The 22,843-nt window shown below is 42.1% G+C and carries 26 protein-coding genes (1 of these 26 cut by a window edge); 3 read left to right on the top strand and 23 right to left on the bottom strand.

The window, feature by feature from the left end; all coding sequences use genetic code 11:
• Positions 1-293: the final stretch of a sodium-dependent transporter gene (locus NQ550_RS06030; protein ID WP_025579505.1), read on the top strand. 1,099 nt of this gene lie to the left of the window's left edge; only the last 293 of its 1,392 coding nucleotides appear in the window; its start codon lies beyond the left edge, outside the window; it ends in the stop codon at positions 291-293.
• Positions 294-411: 118 nt separating this feature from the next.
• Here NQ550_RS06030 and NQ550_RS06025 read toward each other — a convergent pair whose 3' ends face one another.
• From NQ550_RS06025 to NQ550_RS05930, 20 genes are all read right to left on the bottom strand, one after another.
• A complete protein-coding gene (locus NQ550_RS06025; protein ID WP_025579503.1) occupies positions 412-1,077 on the bottom strand; it encodes an HAD family hydrolase in 666 nt (221 codons plus the stop codon).
• 114 nt (positions 1,078-1,191) lie between these two features.
• Positions 1,192-2,568, bottom strand: coding sequence for a DNA repair protein RadA (radA, locus tag NQ550_RS06020; RefSeq protein ID WP_025579501.1), 1,377 nt, complete (start codon positions 2,566-2,568; stop codon positions 1,192-1,194).
• Entirely contained in the window at positions 2,562-2,975 is a 414-nt protein-coding gene (locus NQ550_RS06015; RefSeq protein WP_008705473.1) for a hypothetical protein, read from the bottom strand. The genes radA and NQ550_RS06015 overlap by 7 nt, the downstream gene beginning before the upstream one ends.
• A 229-nt stretch (positions 2,976-3,204) precedes the next feature.
• Positions 3,205-5,667 (bottom strand): ATP-dependent Clp protease ATP-binding subunit, encoded by a 2,463-nt coding sequence (locus NQ550_RS06010; protein ID WP_025579499.1) that lies wholly within the window; start codon positions 5,665-5,667, stop codon positions 3,205-3,207.
• 8 nt (positions 5,668-5,675) lie between these two features.
• Positions 5,676-6,053, bottom strand: a complete 378-nt coding sequence (locus NQ550_RS06005; RefSeq protein ID WP_020993363.1) for a GntR family transcriptional regulator — start codon at positions 6,051-6,053, stop codon at positions 5,676-5,678.
• A gap of 179 nt (positions 6,054-6,232) precedes the next feature.
• A complete protein-coding gene (locus NQ550_RS06000; RefSeq protein WP_025579497.1) occupies positions 6,233-7,003 on the bottom strand; it encodes an SseB family protein in 771 nt (256 codons plus the stop codon).
• A 4-nt stretch (positions 7,004-7,007) separates the two neighbouring features.
• Positions 7,008-7,730: a DNA alkylation repair protein gene (locus NQ550_RS05995; protein WP_025579496.1), complete on the bottom strand. Its 723-nt coding sequence runs from the start codon at positions 7,728-7,730 to the stop codon at positions 7,008-7,010.
• 315 nt (positions 7,731-8,045) lie between these two features.
• The gene (gene purD, locus NQ550_RS05990) at positions 8,046-9,320 is read right to left on the bottom strand and encodes a phosphoribosylamine--glycine ligase (protein WP_025579495.1); all 1,275 of its coding nucleotides are present in this window, start codon (positions 9,318-9,320) and stop codon (positions 8,046-8,048) included.
• Between the two features lie 19 nt (positions 9,321-9,339).
• Positions 9,340-9,981, bottom strand: a complete 642-nt coding sequence (gene purN / locus NQ550_RS05985; RefSeq protein ID WP_025579492.1) for a phosphoribosylglycinamide formyltransferase — start codon at positions 9,979-9,981, stop codon at positions 9,340-9,342.
• A complete protein-coding gene (gene purM / locus NQ550_RS05980; RefSeq protein WP_008705483.1) occupies positions 9,975-11,000 on the bottom strand; it encodes a phosphoribosylformylglycinamidine cyclo-ligase in 1,026 nt (341 codons plus the stop codon). The genes purN and purM overlap by 7 nt, the downstream gene beginning before the upstream one ends.
• Positions 11,001-11,060: 60 nt before the next feature.
• Positions 11,061-11,561: a 5-(carboxyamino)imidazole ribonucleotide mutase gene (gene purE, locus NQ550_RS05975; protein WP_008705484.1), complete on the bottom strand. Its 501-nt coding sequence runs from the start codon at positions 11,559-11,561 to the stop codon at positions 11,061-11,063.
• A gap of 233 nt (positions 11,562-11,794) precedes the next feature.
• Positions 11,795-13,813, bottom strand: coding sequence for an aminopeptidase (locus NQ550_RS05970; protein WP_029677051.1), 2,019 nt, complete (start codon positions 13,811-13,813; stop codon positions 11,795-11,797).
• A 53-nt stretch (positions 13,814-13,866) separates the two neighbouring features.
• Positions 13,867-14,187: a DUF6142 family protein gene (locus tag NQ550_RS05965; protein WP_008705486.1), complete on the bottom strand. Its 321-nt coding sequence runs from the start codon at positions 14,185-14,187 to the stop codon at positions 13,867-13,869.
• Positions 14,171-14,644, bottom strand: a complete 474-nt coding sequence (locus tag NQ550_RS05960; RefSeq protein WP_008705487.1) for a VanZ family protein — start codon at positions 14,642-14,644, stop codon at positions 14,171-14,173. The genes NQ550_RS05965 and NQ550_RS05960 overlap by 17 nt, the downstream gene beginning before the upstream one ends.
• A 25-nt stretch (positions 14,645-14,669) precedes the next feature.
• Complete coding sequence (locus NQ550_RS05955) at positions 14,670-14,822, bottom strand: hypothetical protein (RefSeq protein ID WP_022380872.1); 153 nt, start codon at positions 14,820-14,822, stop codon at positions 14,670-14,672.
• A 78-nt stretch (positions 14,823-14,900) separates the two neighbouring features.
• Positions 14,901-15,581: an orotate phosphoribosyltransferase gene (pyrE, locus tag NQ550_RS05950; protein ID WP_025579488.1), complete on the bottom strand. Its 681-nt coding sequence runs from the start codon at positions 15,579-15,581 to the stop codon at positions 14,901-14,903.
• A gap of 26 nt (positions 15,582-15,607) precedes the next feature.
• Complete coding sequence (locus NQ550_RS05945) at positions 15,608-16,510, bottom strand: dihydroorotate dehydrogenase (protein ID WP_025579486.1); 903 nt, start codon at positions 16,508-16,510, stop codon at positions 15,608-15,610.
• On the bottom strand, positions 16,510-17,298 hold the full coding sequence (locus tag NQ550_RS05940) for a dihydroorotate dehydrogenase electron transfer subunit (protein ID WP_008705492.1): 789 nt from the start codon (positions 17,296-17,298) through the stop codon (positions 16,510-16,512). Before NQ550_RS05940 ends, NQ550_RS05945 begins: the two co-directional genes overlap by 1 nt.
• Before the next feature lie 10 nt (positions 17,299-17,308).
• Entirely contained in the window at positions 17,309-18,235 is a 927-nt protein-coding gene (pyrF, locus tag NQ550_RS05935) for an orotidine-5'-phosphate decarboxylase (RefSeq protein WP_008705494.1), read from the bottom strand.
• Between the two features lie 33 nt (positions 18,236-18,268).
• A complete protein-coding gene (locus tag NQ550_RS05930; protein ID WP_008705497.1) occupies positions 18,269-19,555 on the bottom strand; it encodes a dihydroorotase in 1,287 nt (428 codons plus the stop codon).
• 274 nt (positions 19,556-19,829) lie between these two features.
• Between NQ550_RS05930 and NQ550_RS05925 the strand changes: the two genes are divergently transcribed.
• Positions 19,830-20,030 (top strand): cold-shock protein, encoded by a 201-nt coding sequence (locus tag NQ550_RS05925; protein ID WP_008705499.1) that lies wholly within the window; start codon positions 19,830-19,832, stop codon positions 20,028-20,030.
• A gap of 132 nt (positions 20,031-20,162) precedes the next feature.
• Here the strand turns inward: NQ550_RS05925 and NQ550_RS05920 are convergent, their stop codons facing one another.
• Entirely contained in the window at positions 20,163-20,636 is a 474-nt protein-coding gene (locus NQ550_RS05920) for a hypothetical protein (RefSeq protein WP_025579482.1), read from the bottom strand.
• A 74-nt stretch (positions 20,637-20,710) separates the two neighbouring features.
• Positions 20,711-21,550 (bottom strand): DegV family protein, encoded by an 840-nt coding sequence (locus NQ550_RS05915; protein ID WP_025579480.1) that lies wholly within the window; start codon positions 21,548-21,550, stop codon positions 20,711-20,713.
• A gap of 253 nt (positions 21,551-21,803) precedes the next feature.
• Between NQ550_RS05915 and NQ550_RS05910 the strand changes: the two genes are divergently transcribed.
• A complete protein-coding gene (locus NQ550_RS05910) occupies positions 21,804-22,304 on the top strand; it encodes a DUF5721 family protein (protein ID WP_020993367.1) in 501 nt (166 codons plus the stop codon).
• Positions 22,305-22,317: 13 nt separating this feature from the next.
• Here the strand turns inward: NQ550_RS05910 and NQ550_RS05905 are convergent, their stop codons facing one another.
• Positions 22,318-22,647, bottom strand: coding sequence for a sporulation initiation factor Spo0A C-terminal domain-containing protein (locus NQ550_RS05905; RefSeq protein WP_008705507.1), 330 nt, complete (start codon positions 22,645-22,647; stop codon positions 22,318-22,320).
• Between the last annotated feature and the right edge of the window lie 196 nt (positions 22,648-22,843).

The following is a 22,843-nucleotide window of genomic DNA, read 5'->3' as shown; positions in this document are numbered from 1 at the left end:
TCATTGCTTTGGGATACAGCATTTTCTATGTAGAAGTGGAACTGCCCAATGGCTCTACAGGACAGCTGCTTGATATTATGGATTACATCAGCAACAGTGTTATGATGCCATTTATCGCATTACTTTCCACCATCCTGATCGGATGGGTTATGACACCTGATTATGTCATTGATGAAATGGAACGAAACGGCAGCAGATTCCGCAGAAAAAAACTTTATCGAATCATGATCCGCTATGTTGCGCCGGTTATGATGTTTATCCTGTTTTTACAGTCAACAGGAGTTCTCTCATAAGCAAAAACTTAATATAACAAAAAAGGAATCTGTTTTCCTGGAAAAGTTTTGAAATAAACACCAGTAAAAACAGATTTCTTTTTTATTCAATCACTGACACTCATAAAAACAAATGAATTTATATGCCTGACCCCTGCAAAAATTCCTGCACTGCGCAAAGCGATCCCAGAATCTCTTCTGCGAGGGACTTCATCTCCTCCGTCACCTCCATCAGATCCGGCACCATGATCGGATGCATCCCTGCTGCATAAGCCGCCCTGATTCCATTATGAGAATCCTCAATCACATAACAATTCTCCGGTCTGGTTCCCAGTCGTCTGCAAGCCTCCAGAAAAATATCCGGTTCCGGCTTACTCCGTTCCACCATATCTCCCCCGATAATCTGATCAAAATATCCCAGCAGCCCGCCATCTGAAATCTCCGAACGCACCAGTGCCTCCCGGGTAGAACTGGCAAGCCCAATCTTAAATCCCCTCATCTTCAGATATTTCAAAAGCTCCTCAACCCCCTGCTTCTTTGCCAGTTTACCTCCGGAAGCATGACTGAAAAACACCTCTGCCATCTCCGCTTTATATTCCTCATATGGAAAATCTTCACCATAATGCTTCAGAAAAACCCCTTTACTTACAACACTATTTGTTCCCAGACACTCATGACATGCCGCCTCAACTCCTGCGATTCCATGACGTTCTGCCACTTCTTTCCACGCTTGAAGCACAAGAATCTCCGAATCAAAAATCACTCCATCCATATCAAATATCACTGTATCAATTCCACTCGCCATAACTTTTGATCCTTTCCTCTTTCTCTCTATCAGCAGACTTTCTCAGGCAAAAATATCTTTGACGACAGTCTGATCGACTTATTCAAACCATATATAAGCCAGTAGTCTGACAATCTATTTTTTCATAATATAACCAATCGCATCACGAATCTGCGACACATAAACCAAGTTGATTCCTTCCACTTTTCCAACAGAAGCCCTACACACTTCTGGCAGCACAACTGTTCCAAATCCCAGTTTTTTCGCCTCCTGCACACGCTGGCCTGCCATATTCACTGCGCGGATTTCACCACTCAGGCCAACCTCGCCAAACACCATCACATTATCAGGAATCACAATATCCTTCGCACTGGAAACAATCGCCAGACAGATCCCAAGGTCAATTGCCGGCTCTGTCATCTTCATTCCCCCTGCAATATTGACATAAGCATCCGATGCAGCCAGACGGAGTCCGACTTTCTTCTCAAGCACAGCCATAAGGAGATTCACTCTGTTAAAATCAGTTCCCACCGCTGTCCGCCTCGGAATCCCGAAATTACTCTGGCACACAAGTGCCTGAATTTCAACCAGAATCGGCCGGGTTCCTTCCATAGAACACGCCACAACAGAACCCGACGCATCCTCCGGTCTGCCATTCAGCATATATTCCGACGGATTCTTCACCTCCTCAAGACCTGTATTACACATTTCAAAAACACCAATCTCATTCGTAGATCCAAAACGGTTCTTTACTGCACGCAAAATACGGTAAGATGCGTGGCGATCTCCTTCAAAATAGAGCACGGTATCTACCATATGCTCCAGCACTCTCGGACCTGCCACATTTCCTTCTTTCGTCACATGACCTACAATAAAAATGGACACCCCCATCCCCTTTGCGATCTGCATAAGGATATTGGTAGATTCTCTCACCTGAGAGACACTTCCCGGTGCCGAACTTACATCTTCGTGAAACATAGTCTGAATGGAGTCGATTACAACCACATCCGGTTTTCTGCGCTCGATCACCTCACGTATCACTTCCAGGTTCGTCTCACATAAAAGCTGCATCTTATCCGTAAACTGCCCGATACGATTAGCTCTCAGCTTAATTTGTCTCAGAGATTCCTCGCCTGAAATATAAAGAACCGAAACCTGCTTCTCTGCCAGATTCCTGCACACCTGTAAAAGCAGCGTTGATTTTCCGATTCCCGGATCTCCTCCCACTAAAACAAGGGAGCCGGGGACGATACCGCCGCCCAGCACCCTGTCAAGTTCACCAATCTGAGTTGTCTGCCGTTCATCTTCTGACAGGCTGATGTCTTTAAGGATCACCGGTTCCTGCCTTTTTTCTGATGATTTCATTGCTCCAGAAGAGGATGGCTTCTTTGTGGAAACTGTCTCTTCCACAAAGGTGTTCCAGGACTTGCATCCCGGGCACTGCCCCATCCATTTTGCGGATTCATATCCGCACTCCTGACAAAAATATACCGTCTTTTTATTTTTCAGCATTTTACAATCTTTACTTCTACTCTTGCAGCATTGCCAAGTTCCACGCTAAAGGAAAGTTTACCGCCCAGGTTTGTTTTCATCTTACCTGTGCTTGCCTGCTCAATAAATACTTCATATTCTGTATCCGGCTCCATCTCCACTGTGATCTGTGCATCTTCCGGTCCCTCTACATGGAAATCCATTTGAGCTTCACTCTGTGTAAGATTAAATACTGCTGTTCCCGGAACTGATTCGTAAACGAACATTCCGTTTCTCTCGAGCTTGGTAATCTCCTTAAAAGTTTTTACTTTATACATATCGCCCTGATGCTGATAGTCTGATAATTTAGACTTCTGTGCAAGCTCATAGTCACCAAAGCTGATTGCCCCATTCTCTTCTGTACGGATTAATTCTTTTACTACTGCCATTTCCTATGTCCTCCTAAGACTCTTTTGTTTGCCGCTCCACCGGTTCATCTGCCGATGCCGTACAGTTTTTCACTATCTCTGTACTTTTCCGACATTTTATGTGCTTATTATATAATACATTCACTTTTTTGACCAGTATCTCACTGATTTTTTTATACTAATTTCACAATTTCTGTGAATCATGTGGGTCCTCTGCTTTAATTGTAAATATCTGTCTGCTCAGAGATTTCTACTGTTTTTTCACTTCAAATGCAATCTCGTTTTTATGAAGTTTCACCTGTACACTATCTCCACGTTTTACTCTGCCTTCCAGAATCTCGTTTGCAAGCGCATCTTCTATCTTACTCTGAATTGCACGACGCAGCGGTCTGGCACCATATTTATTATCAGAACCTTTTTCTGCAATAAAATCTTTCACAGCATTTGTCACTGTAAGATGAATTTCCATCTGTTCTGCACATCGTTTCTCCATTGTTTTAAGAAGCAATGTCACAATTTTCCGGATATCTTCTTTATTCAGCACATGGAACACCATGATATCGTCAATTCGGTTCAGGAACTCCGGTTTGAAAATCCGGCGCACTTCTTCCATCACACCGCCTTTCATTCGTTCATAGTCTTTCTTCTCATCATTATCAGACATGAATCCCAGACGTTTCGGCTCCATGATCGCCTGTGCCCCTGCGTTGGAAGTCATAATAATAATCGTCTGTTTGAAGTCGACTTTTCTTCCCTGTGCATCTGTAATATGACCGTCATCCAGCACCTGTAAAAGTATATTAAACACATCCGGATGTGCCTTCTCAATCTCATCAAAAAGCAATACACTGTACGGATTTCTGCGGACCTTCTCACTGAGCTGGCCGCCTTCTTCATATCCTACATATCCCGGAGGAGAACCGATCAGCTTGGAGACACTGTGTTTCTCCATATATTCGGACATATCTACACGAATCATCGCCTGTTCACTTCCAAAGACAGCTTCTGCCAGAGCCTTGGAAAGTTCTGTCTTACCAACACCTGTAGGTCCAAGAAAAAGAAAAGAACCAATGGGACGGTTCGGATCTTTAAGTCCTACTCTTCCCCGTTTCACTGCCTGCGCAACAGCTTTCACTGCCTCATTCTGTCCGATCACACGTTTATGAAGTTCTTTCTCCAGACGAGCAAGACGTTTGGTTTCTCCCTCTGTCAGTTTCTGAAGAGGAATCTTTGTCCAGTCAGAAATCGTCTCTGCAACAGCAGCTTCATCTACAACAAGTTTCTTCCTCTTATTTCTACGTTCAGTCTTAATGCGGATTTTCTCCATTTCGGCTTCCACTTCATTTTGGCGTACCTGTGCTTTTTTTGCGCGTTCAATATCTGCAGTCTTAACTGCCTGTTCTTTCTCCTCACGAAGTTCATTCAGTTCCAGTTCATATTGTTCCATTTCAGGTGCTGACTGATAACCCGCAAGCTGAACCTTTGATGCTGCTTCATCAATAATATCAATTGCCTTATCCGGAAGGAAACGGTCATTGATATATCTTTGTGACATTTTTACTGCTGCCTCAAGTGCCTCATCTTCAATCTTTACCCCATGATGTTTCTCATAATATGGACGCAGACCTTTAAGGATCTCAACAGTCTCCTCTGAAGATGGTTCTTCCACTGTCACCGGCTGGAATCTTCGTTCCAGTGCTGCGTCTTTTTCAATATATTTACGGTATTCCTCCAGAGTAGTCGCGCCGATAAGCTGAATCTCACCTCTGGAAAGAGAAGGTTTCAGGATATTAGAAGCATCCAGTGCTCCCTCCGCTCCACCTGCTCCGATGATGGTATGGATTTCATCAATGAACAGCAGAATTCCCTGATGTTCTTTTACTTCCTGGATCACATTCTTAATGCGTTCCTCAAATTCACCTCTGTATTTGCTTCCCGCAACCATGCCGGAAAGATCTAACACAACAAGACGCTTATCCTTCACTGTATCCGGAACCATTCCCATAACGATGCGCTGTGCAAGTCCCTCTACAATGGCAGTCTTACCTACTCCGGGTTCCCCTGTCAGACACGGATTATTCTTCGTACGTCTGCTCAGAATCTGAATCAGTCTGGTAATTTCTTTATCACGCCCTATCACAGGATCCAGTTTTCCCTCTGCTGCAAGCTGTGTCAGGTCACGACTGTACTGATCCAGCGTAGGGGTACTGGTCACTTTTTTGTTTCCCGCATTCCTTGCGTACTGAAATTCCTCTGCAATGGTATCATTGTCAAATCCCATAGCTGTCAGGATAGCCGCAAACAACTTCTGGATATTTACTCCCATTGTAAAAAGCAGTCTGGTCGCTACGCAGTCTGTCTCTTTCAGAAGCGAAAGCAACAGGTGCTCTGTTCCGCAAAGACATTCCATACTCTCAGCATCTTCCTCCGCCTGTTCAATGATCCTTCTTGCTCTCGGGCTGTACTGGGGATCTTTTGTTTCTGCTACCGCAGTATTGCCCTGAACCGGTGTAACCAGGCTGCTGATAAGTTCCCTGAGTTTTTCTTCTTCTACGTTAAATTCCTGCAGCACTTTTCCCGCAGTGCCTTCAGGTTCTTTCAAAAGACCTGCAAGAAGATGTTCTGTTCCGATATATCCATGTCCACAGGTTTTCGCAGTTGTCTTTGCCAATTTGAGGGCATTCTCTGCCTGTCTGGTAAATTGTCTCTCCATGTCCTCTCCTATCTGTTTTCATCATATTCGTCAAAAATCTCATCAATAAGCTGATGTACTTCCTCTCTGCTTACGCTCTTGCAACATCCTTTCGCAAGCGCCACCATGAGATTCTGTTTCAGTTCTTCCAATGCTTTCCGTTTATTTACATCAATAGAAATCACTGCACCACGTCTGCGGTCGATAGTGACAAATCCCTCCTGTCGCAACAGTGAATATGCTTTATTTACTGTATGCATATTTATCCCAACTGTATCTGCAAGCTGTCTCACTGATGGCAGTGTATCTCCCTCCTGCAGTCTTGACGTAGCAATCCCCATGATGATCTGATTGGTCAGCTGGATGTAAATGGCTTCATCACTGCTGAAATCTATTTCTATCATCATACGTTTTCTTCTCCTTTTTGTGTTACACATATCCTAGCACAAACCAGCATTTTTTGCAACAGAAAGACGTATTGCTGTATTATTTTTCAAAACAAAAAGGGGTGTACTGCCATGTTCTCACACAGCATGCACACCCTTTATCTTCTTTCTGTCAACTGAATTTCATCTACATGACTTGATTATTTTAAGCCAATGATCTTATTGAGCTGTTCTCTGTTCAGAACAAGGTTAAAGCCTAATGGATTAACTGCATAAGCCATTGCCTTATCGATTAACAGCTCCGGAAGTTTTGCAAACGGTACTTTCGCAATACGCAGCTTCTGACCTTTTGTAAACTTCTCAAGTTCCATAACGTCTGTAAATACAGGCTGGAGAATTTCTTCTTTTTTATTTTTGAGATACGGAATATTGATCTTCTTAGGATCTTCAGGATCTACATTCATAGCAACCAGATATTCGGATTTCTTCAGGTTTACGATCAGTTCTTCCTCAAGCTCACGAAGATTTCCATGCTGATCCTTCTCTACCGGACGGCGGAGTTCCTGCATAAAGTAAATGCCGGAAAGCTCCAGTGTAGGATTCAGAAGCGGTCTCTTAGCCGGCTCAATCTTGCTCATATCTGCCTGTTTTGCAACATCCGGAAGATCAATCTCAATTTTATCTTCACCATCTACCCATACAACTGTATTTACGCCAATTGCATAGAAAGTTCCATATAATCTGGGATAATCCTTCTTGGTAAATTTCATACCCATAAGAAGAACCTTTTCTTCCAGCATTTTTTTGCCGAATTCTTTGATTCCTTCTTCTGTGGAAAAAATCCATGCCTGGTCATTATAAGTCTCTTCGTCACATTTCACATATGGCAGTTTGGTAGCCTGTGAGTATGCAACAAATACTGTCTCTCTGTTCTGTAATTCCTTGATTGCTTCTTCTTTGCTGATTCCCATTATTTTATCCTCTCTGTCTCATTTCTTTTATGATCTTTTTCATTTCCTTATCAACACGATAAGACTCTGTGATCTTCTGTAGTGATTTCTTATATGTAAATTCATCCAGTTTGTGACCGTCCTGCAAGTATGTCAGCATCTCATCCGGAAATGCCGCAAAATATACAGATACTGCCCACGCCACTGCCATCTTTGCATAATATCCCTGCTGAGTGATACTCTCCAGACGTCTGATACTCTCTTTCAAATATTCACGCTTCACAAAATGTCCCAGAAGCATGACTGCCGCAAATCTTGCTTCGTATTCTTTATTCGAAGTAAAATACGTTTCAATAAAATCCCAGTATTCTGTCTGGTATTTATCTGCATCTTTTAATGTACTGCAAAAGCAATCGCATACTGCCCAGTTATTAATGTCCGGCACAAATTTTGCCACATATGTTAAGCGTTCTTTGCATTCCATCTTTGCATAAGCGCTCACCAATCCGCGAAGCATCGTTTCTTCATACCACTGGTCATCCGCCTGTTCAAACCATTCCTGCCAGTCCATACCAGAAAGCTGCTTTGCAAATTTTCGCAACACCGGAAGTCTGATTCCCATAACATTATCCACACCCGGCAGAAGATTGCTGTGAAAATCCCGATAACCGGTATCTTCATTCTCCTGCAGAAACTGGCGCACCATATGTGTCGTCACCTGAATCTCTTTCTGACTTTTCCTGTTCATAATATTTCTCCCATTACTGTGCATATGCTGAACAGTAACTTTCTCCTTGCTGTTTCTGCTACGTTACAATTCATCTCAATCTGTAACTTTGCTTTACAGCACTTTTCTATTTTATAACAGATTGCATGAAAAGTAAAGGAAATCGCTCGTATTATTTATGCAAAATAATTTATGTGGATTCTATCGTTCTTTCAAAAAATATTACATCGAGATCATTTTGGACAGAAAAAGTATCTGCCAACCATAAAACAGGAGACAAGAATGGGACTTTTATCCCAGCTTTGTCTCCTGTTTATTTTTAAACATCAATATTTTTTATGCTTCATCAATTGCTTTTCCAATATCATGGCGCATATATTTATTTGCGAATGTAATCCACTCTGTAGCTTCATATGCATTCTTTCTTGCTTCTTTTAAATCTTTGCCTGTCGCAGTAATTCCCAGAACACGACCACCATTGGTAACAATCTGACCGTCTTTCAGTTTGGTTCCTGCGTGGAAGCAGTAATATCCGTCTTTGCCTTTGAAATTTTCAAAGCCGTACATTGGGATACCTTTTTCATATTTTACAGGATATCCATCACTTGCAAGTACTACGCACACTGCTGCATTATCCTCGAACTGAAGGTCTACCTGGTCCAGTGTTCCATTTACGCAAGCTTCCATTACTTCAATGATATCATTCTTCATACGTGGCAGGACTACCTGTGCTTCCGGATCTCCGAAGCGTGCATTATATTCCAATACCTTCGGGCCATCTGCGGTAAGCATAAGACCAAAGAAAATGATTCCCTTAAACGGGCGTCCTTCTGCAGCCATTGCGTCCACTGTCGGCTGATATACATATTTCCTGCAGAATTCATCTACTTCTTCTGTATAGAACGGACTTGGGGAGAAAGTTCCCATTCCGCCAGTATTCAATCCCTGATCACCGTCCTGAGCACGTTTGTGATCCTGTGCGGATGTCATTGTACGGATAGTTTTTCCATCTACAAATGATAACACAGAGACTTCACGTCCTGTCATAAATTCTTCAATGACCATAGTATTTCCGGCATTTCCGAATTTCTTATCTTCCATGATCTCTTTTACGCCGTCTTCTGCCTCTTTCAAATCCTTGCAGATCAGCACTCCCTTGCCGAGTGCAAGACCATCTGCTTTCAGAACAATTGGAAATCTGGCTTCCGTGCGGAGATATTCCAGTGCTTTCTCAGGATCATCAAAATTCTCATATGCCGCTGTGGGAATATTGTATTTTTTCATCAGATCTTTTGAGAACGCTTTGGAGCCTTCAAGGATAGCTGCATTCTTTCTCGGGCCAAAGACTTTCAGACCACGTGCTTCAAATACATCTACCACACCGCCAACCAGAGGATCATCCATACCGATAATGGTAAGATCAATTGCTTTCTCCTGAGCAAAATCAGCAAGTTTCTCAAACTCCATAGCACCGATATCTACACATTCTGCAAGTTCTGCAATCCCTGCATTTCCAGGTGCACAATAAATTTTATCCACTTTCGGACTCTTTGAAACACTCCATGCAATGGCATGTTCTCTTCCACCGCTGCCTACGATCAAGACTTTCATTTTATTTTTGCTCCTTTATCTACTCTTCTGTATCAAATTCCTCTGTTTCTACTCTTCCATCCACCACTTTCACTTTGTCATTGGCAATAAGATTGATAGCTTTCGGAAGAATCTTCCACTCCGCTTTCTCCATAACACGTCTCTGAAGAACTTCCGGGGTATCATCAGATTTAATCTTTACGGCCTTCTGAAGAATGATCGGACCTGTATCTGTACCTGTGTCAACAAAATGTACGGTCGCACCTGTCACACGTACGCCTCTTTCCAGAGCTTTCTCATGTACATGCAATCCATAATAGCCCACTCCACAGAAAGACGGAATCAGTGACGGGTGGATATTGATGATCTTATTTGGATACGCTTCCACGATCATTGGAGGAATAGCCACAAGAAATCCCGCCAGAACGATAAGCTCTACACCACTTTCTTTCAGCTTCGCAAGAAGTGCCCTGTGAAATTCTTCTCTGTTCTCAAACTGTTTTGGGGAAATACATACAGCTTCTATGTTGTGATTCTTTGCTCTCTCCAGCGCATAAGCCTTCGGATTATTGCTGATAACCAGAGAAACTTCTGCATTTGTAATCTTTCCACAGTCAATGGCATCCAGGATAGCCTGCAGATTCGTGCCGCCTCCTGAAACCAGTACACCGACTTTTAACATAAAGTCACTCCCTTTTCACCATCTTCGATACGTCCTACTACGTACGGAGTGTCACCTGCTGCTTTGATTGCTTCCATTGTTTTGTCCACATCTGCCGCATCTACAGCAAGGATCATTCCAAGTCCCATGTTATAAGTATTGTACATCATCTGTTCGTCAATATTGCCTTTTTCAGCAAGAAGTTTGAAGATTGGAAGTACCGGATAGCTGTTCTTTTCCACAACTGCACGTGTTCCCTCTTTAAGCATTCTCGGAATATTTTCATAAAAACCGCCGCCTGTGATATGACTGCATGCGTGCACACGAACTCCGGCATTTTTAATGCTCTTTAATGCTTTTACATAGATTCTGGTTGGTGCCAGAAGTGCTTCACCAAGTGTTGTTCCAAGTTCTTCATAATAAGTATCAAGAGATTCCTTTGTCATATCAAAAACTTTACGGACAAGAGAAAATCCGTTACTGTGAACCCCTGTGGATGCCATACCGATCAGAACATCTCCTGCTTTCAGTTCTTCACCTGTGATCATCTCTTTTTTATCGCAGACACCTACTGCGAAACCAGCCAGGTCATATTCGTCTTCCGGCATCAGTCCCGGATGCTCTGCTGTCTCACCGCCGATCAGAGCTGCATCTGACTGCACACAGCCTTCTGCAACGCCGCCTACGATAGCTGCGATCTTTTCCGGATAATTCTTACCACATGCAATATAATCAAGGAAGAATAATGGTTCTCCGCCTGCACATGCAATATCATTGACACACATGGCAACTGCATCAATGCCAATGGTGTCATGCTTGTCCATGACCATAGCAAGTTTTACTTTAGTTCCACATCCGTCTGTACCTGATAATAATACCGGTTCTTCCATTTCTTTGATCTTAGCAAGAGAAAAGGCACCGGAAAATCCTCCCAGTCCTCCCAGCACTTCTTCACGCATGGTTCTCTTTACATGCTCTTTCATCAGCTCTACTGATTTGTATCCTGCTTCAATATCTACTCCAGCGGTCTTGTAATCCATGATAATCCTCCGTTTTTACCCCTGATCCTGTTTATGAACCTGAGTTATCCTCATTTTATCTTAGTAATTTTTATATCCGACTTCCTGTAATCTTGCGTCTTTTGCTTCCACCTGTTCTTTTAATTCCTGGCTGTAAGCTTTTAATTTTGCAAGAAGTTCCTCATCTGATGTTGCAAGTATCTTAGCTGCCAGAAGTCCTGCGTTTGCGCCTCCGTTGATAGCGACTGTTGCAACCGGGATTCCTGACGGCATCTGTACGATAGAATAAAGGGAATCTCTTCCTCCCAGAGAAGTAGTGTGCATAGGAATTCCGATAACCGGCATCGGGAAGATTGCTGCGCACATTCCCGGCAGATGAGCTGCCATTCCTGCACCTGCGATGATTACTTTAAAGCCTTTTTCCTCTGCTGTTTTTGCATATTCAAAAAAGACATCCGGTTCCCTGTGTGCGGAAATGATCTTTATCTCGTAATCAATTCCCAGTTTCTCCAGAATGTCTGCTGCTTTGCTCATGATCGGCATATCTGAGTCGCTGCCCATCACAATTCCTACTTTTGCCATGATTATTCTCCTTTTCTTCTCAAGTATTCTCAGACAGACCAGATTTTATCTGTCCGGGACTTTGTTTTTATTTTATTGATAAAAAAAGTACGGTCAGAAAAGATTTTATCAAAACCCTCTCTAACCGTAGATTCTACTAAGATTCCCTTTTTCTGTCAATAAAATTAATGCAAAGAAATATTTTAACGAACTAATAAATTTTTTTGTATTCCGAACTTAACAGGAAAATGCCTTTATTCCCCAAACGGCTCGTTCAGAGCTTCCGTACCCGGAAGGACAAATCTTCCATCTTCAATAATAGAGATCATATCCCCCTCATCATCAATCGTACGGATGCTTCCCAGTTCGTCATATGGAATCGTAATATCTGTGTGACATCCATAATAAGCAAGGCTGACGTCTTCTTTTCGCATCTCGGAAATCTCATTGTCCCTTGCGATGATCTCTTTACCATCCGGATTATAGACCGGAGTATCTTCTGACCAGCTGTAACAGGTATCACCAACTGCAAAATGCGGTCCCATTTTCTCCGCGATCAGAATCGGAAGTTTGTCTGCGATATTATATTTCTGTGCTGCCACATAAGCTGTTGTATTAGTTCCGATCGCAAATTCTCCCATTGCAAGTTTCGGATGATGGAACAGAATATTATCTTCAATATATTTACGGTTCTCTTCCTCTGTCTCAAAATTAGAACAGCTGTAATCGATCACCTGTCCGCAGTCAAACACAAGCTTCAGGTCACAAAACTGCAGTCCGTTAAGATATACTTTTGAAACATGAAGCATTCCGCCTGTTCCTGCAAGCACCGGTGAAGTAAATACTTCACCCAGAGGAATATTTACATCTGCCACACAGTTCTCAAAATTTGTCTGTGTTTTCGCATCTGTTAATGTATGAAGATGAATGAGCAGATCTGTCTCATTCTCTCCCTTTCCCTTGATTTCCACCCATTCACAGGTATCAAGAGTATCTATGATCGTCTGCTGGATCTTCTGATATTTCTTATAATCCAATGTATTGATCTTTACGATCTCGCGGAAAATTTCCGGAAAATCCTCCCCGATCTCAGGTATCGGATAAGCAATGATCGTAAAACTTCTTTCCTCACCTTTGATATAACGATTTGTGATTTGACCGGATTCATTGTCCAGTTCCAGCTGAAGCTTCTGCTGTGCTTCTGTAAACGCCCAGCTTTCCGGTTTACTTACCGGTGAAAACGGCTTCTCTCCAAATGTCTCGATCACAGCCGGTCCGCCATGTACATCTGCCAGATCTGCATATTCATCATAAGAAGTCTGCATGGCACGAAGTTTACGCTTTACAAAATCCGGATCCAGAAACAGCGCACTGTCCTGTCTGTGGTCATAATCAAACTGCGGATTTGCAATTCCTCCTGTAAATCCATTTCTGAACTGATTCCGTCTGTTCACCGCATGAAGTGCATGGCGGTAAATAACCGTCTGCAGCCCCATCTCCCGGAACTGAAGAACAGCCGCTTTTACCATACGCTCAAAGCCAAGATGATAACGTATATTAACCGTTTTCTTCTTTGTAATATCTTTTCTTCCTGTGATGAATCCCATCCGATAGCCTTCTGTATAAGTACGTGCCATCTCATCAATTTCCCTCTGGGAAAGTGAATTCATAAATTCTGCTGTTTTCAGTTCATTTTCCGATACATATTCGCCGGACTGATACAGATAACTCAGATCGCTCAGATCCGAATCCATGATCATTTCAACCACAAAATTATTCTCAGGATCAATCGCCTCTCTGATCCGATTTTCCACCATATCCTGGCAGTAGTCATTCACGTAGGAAACGAGAATTTCTTTCACCTGTTTCTCAGCAGGAATTTCTTCCTGCGTAAATGCAGAATAGATTTCCAGAAACAATTCAAGTACAACCGTAAGATCCCATGCTTTTTTTTCAAACGCATAAGCAATCGTGCCATAAAGTTCTGTATAAAGAAAGGTAAATACTTTTCCGTATTCTCCCAGCATTTTCTGTGCATATGCAGGATTTCCATAAGAATTTTCATAATTTTCGGGCAGAATATCCTGATATAATTCATGATTCTGTTCCTGAAGTTCTTCAAGATTTTTCCCCGCAATTCCATGGTCCATCACATGAATCACCTGCTGTAAAAACATTGCTTCTTTTGTAAAAAAATCGCAGTACGGTTCTTCTGCCATTTTCTCGTCCGGTATCTGAGCGATTCTTTCTTTCGCCAGTTCATACCGTTCCATAACCCATTCGTCCAAACTATATTTCTCCTTTTTCTATCAGACTTCCCTGTTAATCAGCCGGAAATTCCCATCAGAAAGATTCCCAGCCATCCGATCATTATGATTCCGTTTGCAATAGAGCCGATCATACCTGCTTTGTGTGTCCGGTTTTCTTCTGAAAAGCTTTTCAGTCCCATCGCAAATCCATATACAGACAGAAGCATTGCGCAAAGACTGATCCCGCCTACAATATATCCGTATTGTCCCTGCAAAAAAAATGCCAGCAAAACTGCAGTCACAAATAAAACCAGTGAAACAGCCGCCAGCACTGCTGACAGTTTTCCCTGCTGTGCCTCTCTTTTCTTTGCAAACGCATATCTATATCTTTTTGCCATAAATTTTTCTCCTCAGGTGATCGCAGATAAAAAAAAGCAGATATCCCAGAGCCGCCCCTGCTGTATTCAATATCATATCATCTACGTCAAAGCACCCAACCTTTGTAATAAGCTGGATGACCTCTACCGTAACACTAAGCCCAAATCCTGCCAGTACGATCAGCCATCCGCTTCTCATTTTGTCCAGAATAACCGGCAGTATAAATCCAAATGGAAGAAAACCAATTACATTTCCAAAAAGATTTGTAACTACCGCCATAAGTCCAAGCTGTTTCCTGTATACCCAGAAACGCCTTATCTCAACAAACGGTATCAGATTATATCTGTACTGTCTTTCTTCCATTGCTGCTCTTCCGTATTCTTCTGAAAAGAACAGAAAATAAATCAGTGCCAGAACATACAGGATAAACAAAATGGTTCCCAGTGTCCGTATGATATGCTTCGTTTCTTTTTTCAATGTTTTCTCCTGTTTCTGAAGCCTTTTATATCAATATCTCTGATTTCTTTTTCAGCAGTCTTGCACCGTTTACGATCATCATGATCCCTGTTACGATTCCCGTTGCCAGTACAATGATCCCGACTGTCAGACTGCAGGCTCCTGTGGAAGACATGGTTTTATAAATTTTTTCGTTCATAATCGTCCTCATCAGTATCATGATCTGCTTTCGCAGATCATGATATCTTATTTATAAATCGCTGTTACCTGTATTTGCTTATTTTGCACCGTACTGCTCATAATATGCGTCGATTGCGGCTTTCAATGTATCGTCAATGATTACTTTTCCTTTATATTCTTTATTATAAAGATGTTCAATGACCTCTTTCATTGTAACAATCGCATTTGTTTCAAACCCATAAAGGTCATGGACTTCGTCAAGGGCACACTTCACGCCGCCTTTTCCGACTTCCATGCGGTCCAGAGAAACCATAAGACCGACGATTTCCACATCAGCCGCACCTTTTACCTTCGGTACTGTCTCTTCCATGGATTTACCGGATGTTGTTACATCTTCGATCATCACTACACGATCGCCGTCTTTTAATTTACTTCCGAGGAAGCTTCCCTTATCTGCACCATGGTCTTTTTCTTCCTTACGGTCTGAACAGTAGCGGATTTCTTTTCCATATAATTCGCTGAATGCAATTGCAGTTACAACACTTAACGGGATTCCCTTATATGCAGGTCCAAAAAGCACATCGAAATCATCGCCATATTTATCATGAATAGCATGTGCGTAGTACTCACCCAGTTTCTTTAACTGAGAACCTGTCACATATCCGCCTGCATTCATAAAAAACGGGGACTTTCTTCCGCTTTTAAGGGTAAATTCTCCGAATTTCAGAACTTCACTGTCTACCATAAATTCAATAAATTCCTGTTTATACTGTTCCATCTTATGTTATGCCTCCTGTATCTGTTTTATTTTACAATACCAACCATCTCTTTTACGGAATTGAATCCATTCTTCTTCATATACGCTTCAATTCCATCGATCACGTCCAGTGTCACTGCCGGATTGTGGAAATTTGCCGTACCCACAGATACTGCGCTGGCTCCTGCAAGAATAAACTCAATTGCATCCTCTGCGCAGGAAATTCCGCCCATTCCGATGATCGGGATATTGACTGCCTGTGCAACCTGATAAACCATACGGACAGCAATCGGTTTCACGATCGGTCCGGAAACACCACCGGTTTTATTTGCAAGCGCAAAAGTCTTCCTGTTGATATCAATCTTCATTCCTGTCAGTGTATTGATCAGGGATACCGCATCTGCACCGCCTGCTTCCGCACCTTTTGCAATCTCTGTGATATCTGTGACATTCGGTGTTAACTTCATGATCACAGGCTGTTTTGCAATCTTTTTGATCTGAGCGGTAAGTTCCTCTACATGATGTGCATCCTGACCAAATGCAAGGAATCCTGCATTTACATTCGGGCAGGAAATATTAATCTCCATCATATCAATTGGCTGATCTGCCAAACGTTCCACCACTGCCAGATATTCTTCCGGCGCATGACCGCATACATTTACAATGATCTTTGTATCATACTGTTTCAAAAAAGGAATATCCCTCTCACAGAAAAGATCGATACCAGGATTCTGCAGACCAATCGCATTCATCATGCCTCCGTAAACTTCAGCCACACGCGGAGTCGGATTTCCGACCCACGGGACATTGGCTACGCCCTTGGTTGTCACTGCTCCCAGCTTATTAATATCTACATAATCAGCAAATTCTGCTCCTGAACCAAAGGTTCCGGATGCCACTGTTACCGGATTTTTCCACTCTACGCCGGCAATATTTACACTCATATCCATCAGATTTCCACCTCCGTAGAAAGAAATACCGGGCCATCCTTGCAGATTCTCTTATTATTCACATTGCTATGTGCATCTTTTTCTCTGGATTTGCACACACAGGCAAGGCAGGCACCGATTCCGCATGCCATACGTTCCTCCAGGGAAATATAACATTCAATCCCATTTTCTTCGGCATATTTCTTGATTGCACGAAGCATCGGAGTTGGTCCGCAGGCATAGATCACGTCCGCTTCCAGAGCATTCTCTCTGATAGCATCCATAACATTGCCCTTTGTTCCCACACTGCCATCCTCTGTGGCAATATAAAGTGTTCCCGCCGCCTCAAATTCCTCTCTGAGGAACGTATGACAGTCCCTGTATCCTGCAATGATCTGTTTTTTCTCACATTTCATCTGCTTTGCAAGTTCCAGGATCGGAGGAACACCGATTCCACCACCCATAAGGAAAACTTTTTTCCCCTCAGCCTTCTCTACAGGAAAACCATTTCCCAGAGGTCCCAGTACCGGAATGGTATCTCCGGCTTTCATCTGTGAAAATTCATCGGTTCCGGTTCCCTGTCCGGTCACTCTGTAAACCAGATGAAGACGGCCATTTTCTTTGTCAATCTCACAAAGACTGATCGGTCTGGGAAGAATTTTGGATTTATCATTTGTATAAAGAGATACAAACTGTCCTGGTTTCGCATCTGCTGCAATTCTGTCAGTCTGGATCCACATACTGTAAATGCCTGCACCAATGCTCTCCTGACTTACAACAGTGCAGATTTCTCTTGTCTTTTCGCTCATTTCATGCCTCCTAGCGATTGTTTAAAGCAGTACTGATGTCTTCAATCATATCTTTTACCGCCTGGCGGGATGCATCTGCATAATTTAATTCACCAAAGGAAGCATATTTTTCCTGTTTGTAAGCTGCAATGATTCCTCTGGAGGAATTGACGATCGCACCAAGTCCGTCTTCATTAAAGAAATGAACAAGATCGGCACCTTTTCCGCCCTGTGCACCATATCCCGGTACCAGGATGAAGGTTTTCGGCATGATCTTACGGAGAGTTTTTCCCATTTCCGGATAGGTTGCACCTACTACAGCACCTACATAGCTGTATTCATTTCCCATATGTGATTCTCCCCACTGGGCAACCTTCTCTCCAACCCACTCATAAAGCGGACGTCCGTCAATGATTCTGTCCTGAAACTCTCCGCTGGACGGATTGGATGTTTTTACGAGTACAAAAAGCCCTTTGTTCTCTTCTTTACATACATCGATAAACGGGTTGACACTGTCAGATCCCATATATGGATTGATTGTCGCAAAATCTTCGTCAAAACCTGCGATTCTGTTACTTCCCACCTGAACTTTACCCAGATGTCCGACTGCATATGCAGCAGATGTGGAACCAATGTCACCTCGTTTGATATCTCCAATAACTACCAGACCTTTTTCTTTGCAATAATCAATGGTGTTCTTATATGCCATTAAGCCCGGAATACCAAACTGCTCATACATTGCGATCTGTGGTTTCACTGCAGGGATCAGATCGCTGATCGCATCAACGATTCCTTTATTATACTGCCAGATAGCTTCTGCTGCTCCCTCTAATGTTTCCCCCAGTTCAGAAAAAGCTTTCTTCTGAATATGCTGCGGGATATAGTTGAGCATCGGATCCAGTCCTACTACGATAGGAGCGTTTGTTTTTTTAATGTTTTCAATAAGTTTGTTGATCATGAGTCTTTCCTCCTGAATATTGATATGGTATTTTTATGCATTCTGGTATACAACTTTTCCATCACAGATTGTATAGAGAATTTTTCCCTTTACTTTCCATCCGTCAAATGGTGTGTTGCGTCCTTTGGAAGCAAATTCATTTTTATCTATTTTATATTCGTGATCAATGTCTGCAATGACAATGTCTGCCGGATGTCCCTTCTGAAGTGTACCTCTGTCACTTCCCAGAATCTGTGCTGGGTTCCAGCTCATTTTCTCAATAAGCTGTGAGATTGTAAGAATTCCAGTTTCTACAAGTGCAGTATAAGACAATGCAAAGCTTGTCTCAATTCCCACAATGCCAAAAGCCGCATTCCGGATAGAGCCTGTCTTCTCCGGCACTGCATGAGGTGCATGATCTGTACTGATCACTTTAAAGGAACCATCCTTCAGTCCTCGGATCAGTGCATCTACATCTTTCTTCGTACGAAGAGGAGGGTTCATCTTATAGTTTGGATCATCACATTTAATATCATCGGAAGTGAGGATAAAATGATGCGGGCAAACCTCTGCTGTGATATTGTCCAATCCCTCTTCCTTCACAATCTCCATCATCTTCGCAACACCTTCTGTGGAACAATGGCACAGATGCAGTCTTGCCCCTGTCTCTCTGGCAAGAAGAATATCTCTCGCTGCGATCACATCCTCAACTGCATTGCAGATACCTGGCAGACCAAGTCTCCGCGCATTCTCATCCTCATTCATACATCCATCACCGCGCAGATCAATATCCTCACAGTGAGCAAAAATCGGAACATTGAATTTCTCTGCCACTTCCATAGCTTCTTTGCAAAGTCTGGTATTCATAACAGATTTGCCGTCTTCAGATAATGCCGGGATTCCCGCTTTTACCATTCCTTCGATATCAGAAAGTTCCTGTCCCTTCTCCCCCTGCGTAATGGCACCTGCCTGGAGCACATGAATGCCGGCAAGCTGTTTTGCCTTATTATGCACATAATTTACACGATCCGGACTGTCAATTACCGGTGTTGTATTCGGCATTGCAACAACCGTTGTCACACCACCTCTTGCAGCAGCCCGGGAACCTGTCTCTATATCCTCTTTCTGTGTCTGTCCCGGATCTCTGAAATGAACGTGAAGATCGATCAGTCCCGGCATTACCAGACATCCCTTCGCATCTATTACTTTGTCGCTTTTATCTTTTATTTTAAGTTTCTCACCGATCTCGGTGATCACGCCATCTTCCAGATAAATATCGCCTTTTTTATCAGTGTCAGTAGCCGCATCTACGATACGTCCTCCCTGAATCAGAATACCCATGCAATTCTCTCCCTTCGTTGTCGTTTGACAATAACTTTCTGATATACATAATACACGAAACTTCTTCTTTTATAAAGCCTTTTTTTACTGATGTGCAGTCTTTTTTGCTTGACAATTCAAAATGCGGGAGATATAATCAGTTCATATCTGGATTATTTAATGTATAGTCACTGGTTTTTAGAGATTATATAACAGTATATAATCTGTAAAATCTGGTGATTTTTTTATTTGCCAGAAACTATATAATTTTTTTATTTTTTATGGAGGTAACAACATGAACAAGGGAACTGTAAAATGGTTCAACGCAGAAAAAGGTTACGGATTTATCACTGGTGAAGACGGTGCAGACGTATTTGTACATTTCTCCGCTATCAATGGTGAAGGATTCAAATCCCTTGAAGAAGGACAGGCTGTAACATACGACTTAACAGAAGGCGCTCGTGGTATGCAGGCTGCAAACGTTACAAAATTATAATTTATAATTTTTGTTAACGCGAGAGGATTGAATTCCGCACTTTTCTATACGGATTAAACCTCAAAAAAATCCCCGGATCATCCGGGGATTTTTTATTGCTTTTCTTCTGTGAATCCATCAGAGATTCAATTTCTATTTAGCATCTGCGCTGTCTGCATCCGTTGTTGAATCTGCTGTTTCTGCAGCTTTATCGTCTGCTACATTTGTATCATCTGCTTCTTCAGATTTATCTGCGGTTTCCGTTTCAGAATCATCTGCGGTTGCGTCTGCTGCATCAGCATCTTCACTGTCTGTATCAGTGGAAGCTGTTGTATCTTCTTCCTCCGCTGTATCTGCATCAGTGCTGTCTGTATCATCGGATGCATCTGTTGACAGATTCGAAATGTAATTGTCAAGTGCAGTAGTATCCATTACTGTATTCTGAACCACATTCTCTTTGGCTCCTGTCACTTTTACATATGCAGAATAACCAATCCATGCAACAATCACAACACAAATGAATGCCCAGGCAAACATTTCCAGTCCAAAAAGTACTTTTTCTTTTCTGTCTGTTTTGTTATGCAGTCCTTTTCTGGCCTTATAAGCATCGACTTTCTTCTGGCTCATGATAGATCTCCTTTGCATCAATATTTCGTATTTTCTGATTATAGCACACTTTACTGCAAAAGAAAACAATTAGTTTATACTGCAACGATCACTCCGCCGTCATTTGCATACATAGAACTTACACCCGCTGTATCAAGGACTACGATCTTTGCAAGTTTCATTCTCTCTTCAAAAGCCTCTTTGAGCACCTGTGCTCTTGCCGGACAATTGCAGTGACTGATGGCAAGAACCTTCTCTGCACTGTCCGGGGTTTTCTCGATTACCTGCTCTACAAGCTTGATCAGAGCACGATTCATACCTCTTGCCTGATCCAGCTGGCAGATATTTCCATCATCCGTAGAACCCATGACCGGTTTGATTTTCAATGCACTGGCCACTAACGCTTTCACTTTGCTCAGACGGCCGTTCTTTCTCAAAGTATCAAGATTCTCAAGTATAAAAAATGTATGCTGTCCTTCAATATAATGTTCCACAGTTGAAACAACTTCTTCAAAACTCATCCCTGCTTCTTCGCATTCCTGTATCTTCATTCCGATCAGGCTTTCCCCGATGGATGCGGAACGTGAATTAAACACATGTATTTTTTTATCCGGATGGTCTTCCATAATAAGATCTCTGCCAAGCAACGCACTGTTATAGGAACCACTCAGCTCAGAAGACAAAGTCACTGCATAAATATGCTCAGCCTCGCAGTCATATGCTCTCATATATCTCTCAGGTGACGGGCAGGCTGATTTCGGACATTCCGGGCAGGCTGCCACTTTATCAATAAACTCTGCCTGATCAAATGTTTCATCATCTATGATCTGTTCAGCTCCTACCATCAGAGTCAGTGGAATGGATTCAAAACATTCATCTTTCTTCCATTCGTCCAAAAGTTCTCCACAACTATCTATGATAATCTTATATCTCAATTATATCGTCCTCTTTTCCATTATATGTAGTATTCAATACCAGATATATCTTATCACACCGCTTTACGTTTGAAAAGACTTTTTAATAAAAACACTGTTCTTTTTTTCAAAAGTGCTTTATAATAAAAAGACGCTTCCCGCAAAGTGCAGGAAGCGCTGCCTGATCCACAAAATATGTTCAGAAATATGCAGCAATCCAGAAGTCTTTTTTAATTCTGAACAGCTGTAAATCATGTTATCAGAGAGGTGTTGTATGCTTGCTTTAAAAATTACTGATGTAAAAGATTTTATGAATAAACTCCTGATCGGTGAGGTATTTGACCGTTTTTCTCTTGTCGAGGCATCTGTGACAACCTTCAACACTTTTACCATAAACGGAAAACTTCATTACGATTTCTTTGATACTGACACAAAGGCTGCTTTTGAGGAGAATTCCACAGAATATTCCCTCTGGCATGATGTAAAACCTTATTGTTTTTCTATCATACGCGGCAGACGCACACCTTTGAATTTCAGGATTGTATTTGAACTTTCTCATGATCAGACACAGTCGTTGTTAAAAAATGAACAGCATATTGCAGATATTCCTGTGCAAAGCTTTTATCTGAATATCCGGTACAAGAACCAGTCCCTTTTATGTACAACAGGTGTTTCTTATACTTCATTCAGTCCGGATAAACGTCTGGAACATCTCTGGGATGATTCCATGACTGTTTTTCTCTCCAGTCATCACATTCCCTGTGAGAAATTATGAGTAGATTCTGTTATCAGTCTTTATCCGAATAACGCAGATAATAGACCAGAATATCTATAAACTCACTGTTCGTCGGTTTATCTGCCATTGTACACCCTGCCATTTCTTCCAGTGTATCCTTATGATTCATCCAACATAAGTTTACCAGTGTTCTTATGTTGTGTTCTACATTAGACGGCGTTGATTTATATTTTCTTGCAATGACCGGATAAATATCTTTGGTGACTTTTACCGGTCGCTCATAAATTTTCTGTGCCATTTCTACTGCATCCACAACATAATAATATCCTTTATACTTTGATGTTGCACCCAATTTTCTAATAACTCCATAAACTGCACTCATACATCGTTCCTCCTGTAACTTCCATAATCTGTGTTTTTACAGATTTGGATATCTCATTTATTTACACACATTTCTCTATAAGTAAATGAAAGTCACGATATTGGCTGCCCGGAAGCACCATTGCAGTCACTATTCTCTGTAACCCGTTATATTTTATGCGGATTCGGCATATTCATTAAAATATCGGCAACTTAAT

It is taken from the genome of Blautia wexlerae DSM 19850 (genome assembly GCF_025148125.1).
In the GTDB taxonomy this organism is placed as follows: Bacteria; Bacillota; Clostridia; order Lachnospirales; family Lachnospiraceae; genus Blautia_A; species Blautia_A wexlerae.
Note: the sequence above shows the minus strand (reverse complement) of the source record. Positions and strands in the feature narration are given on the sequence as shown.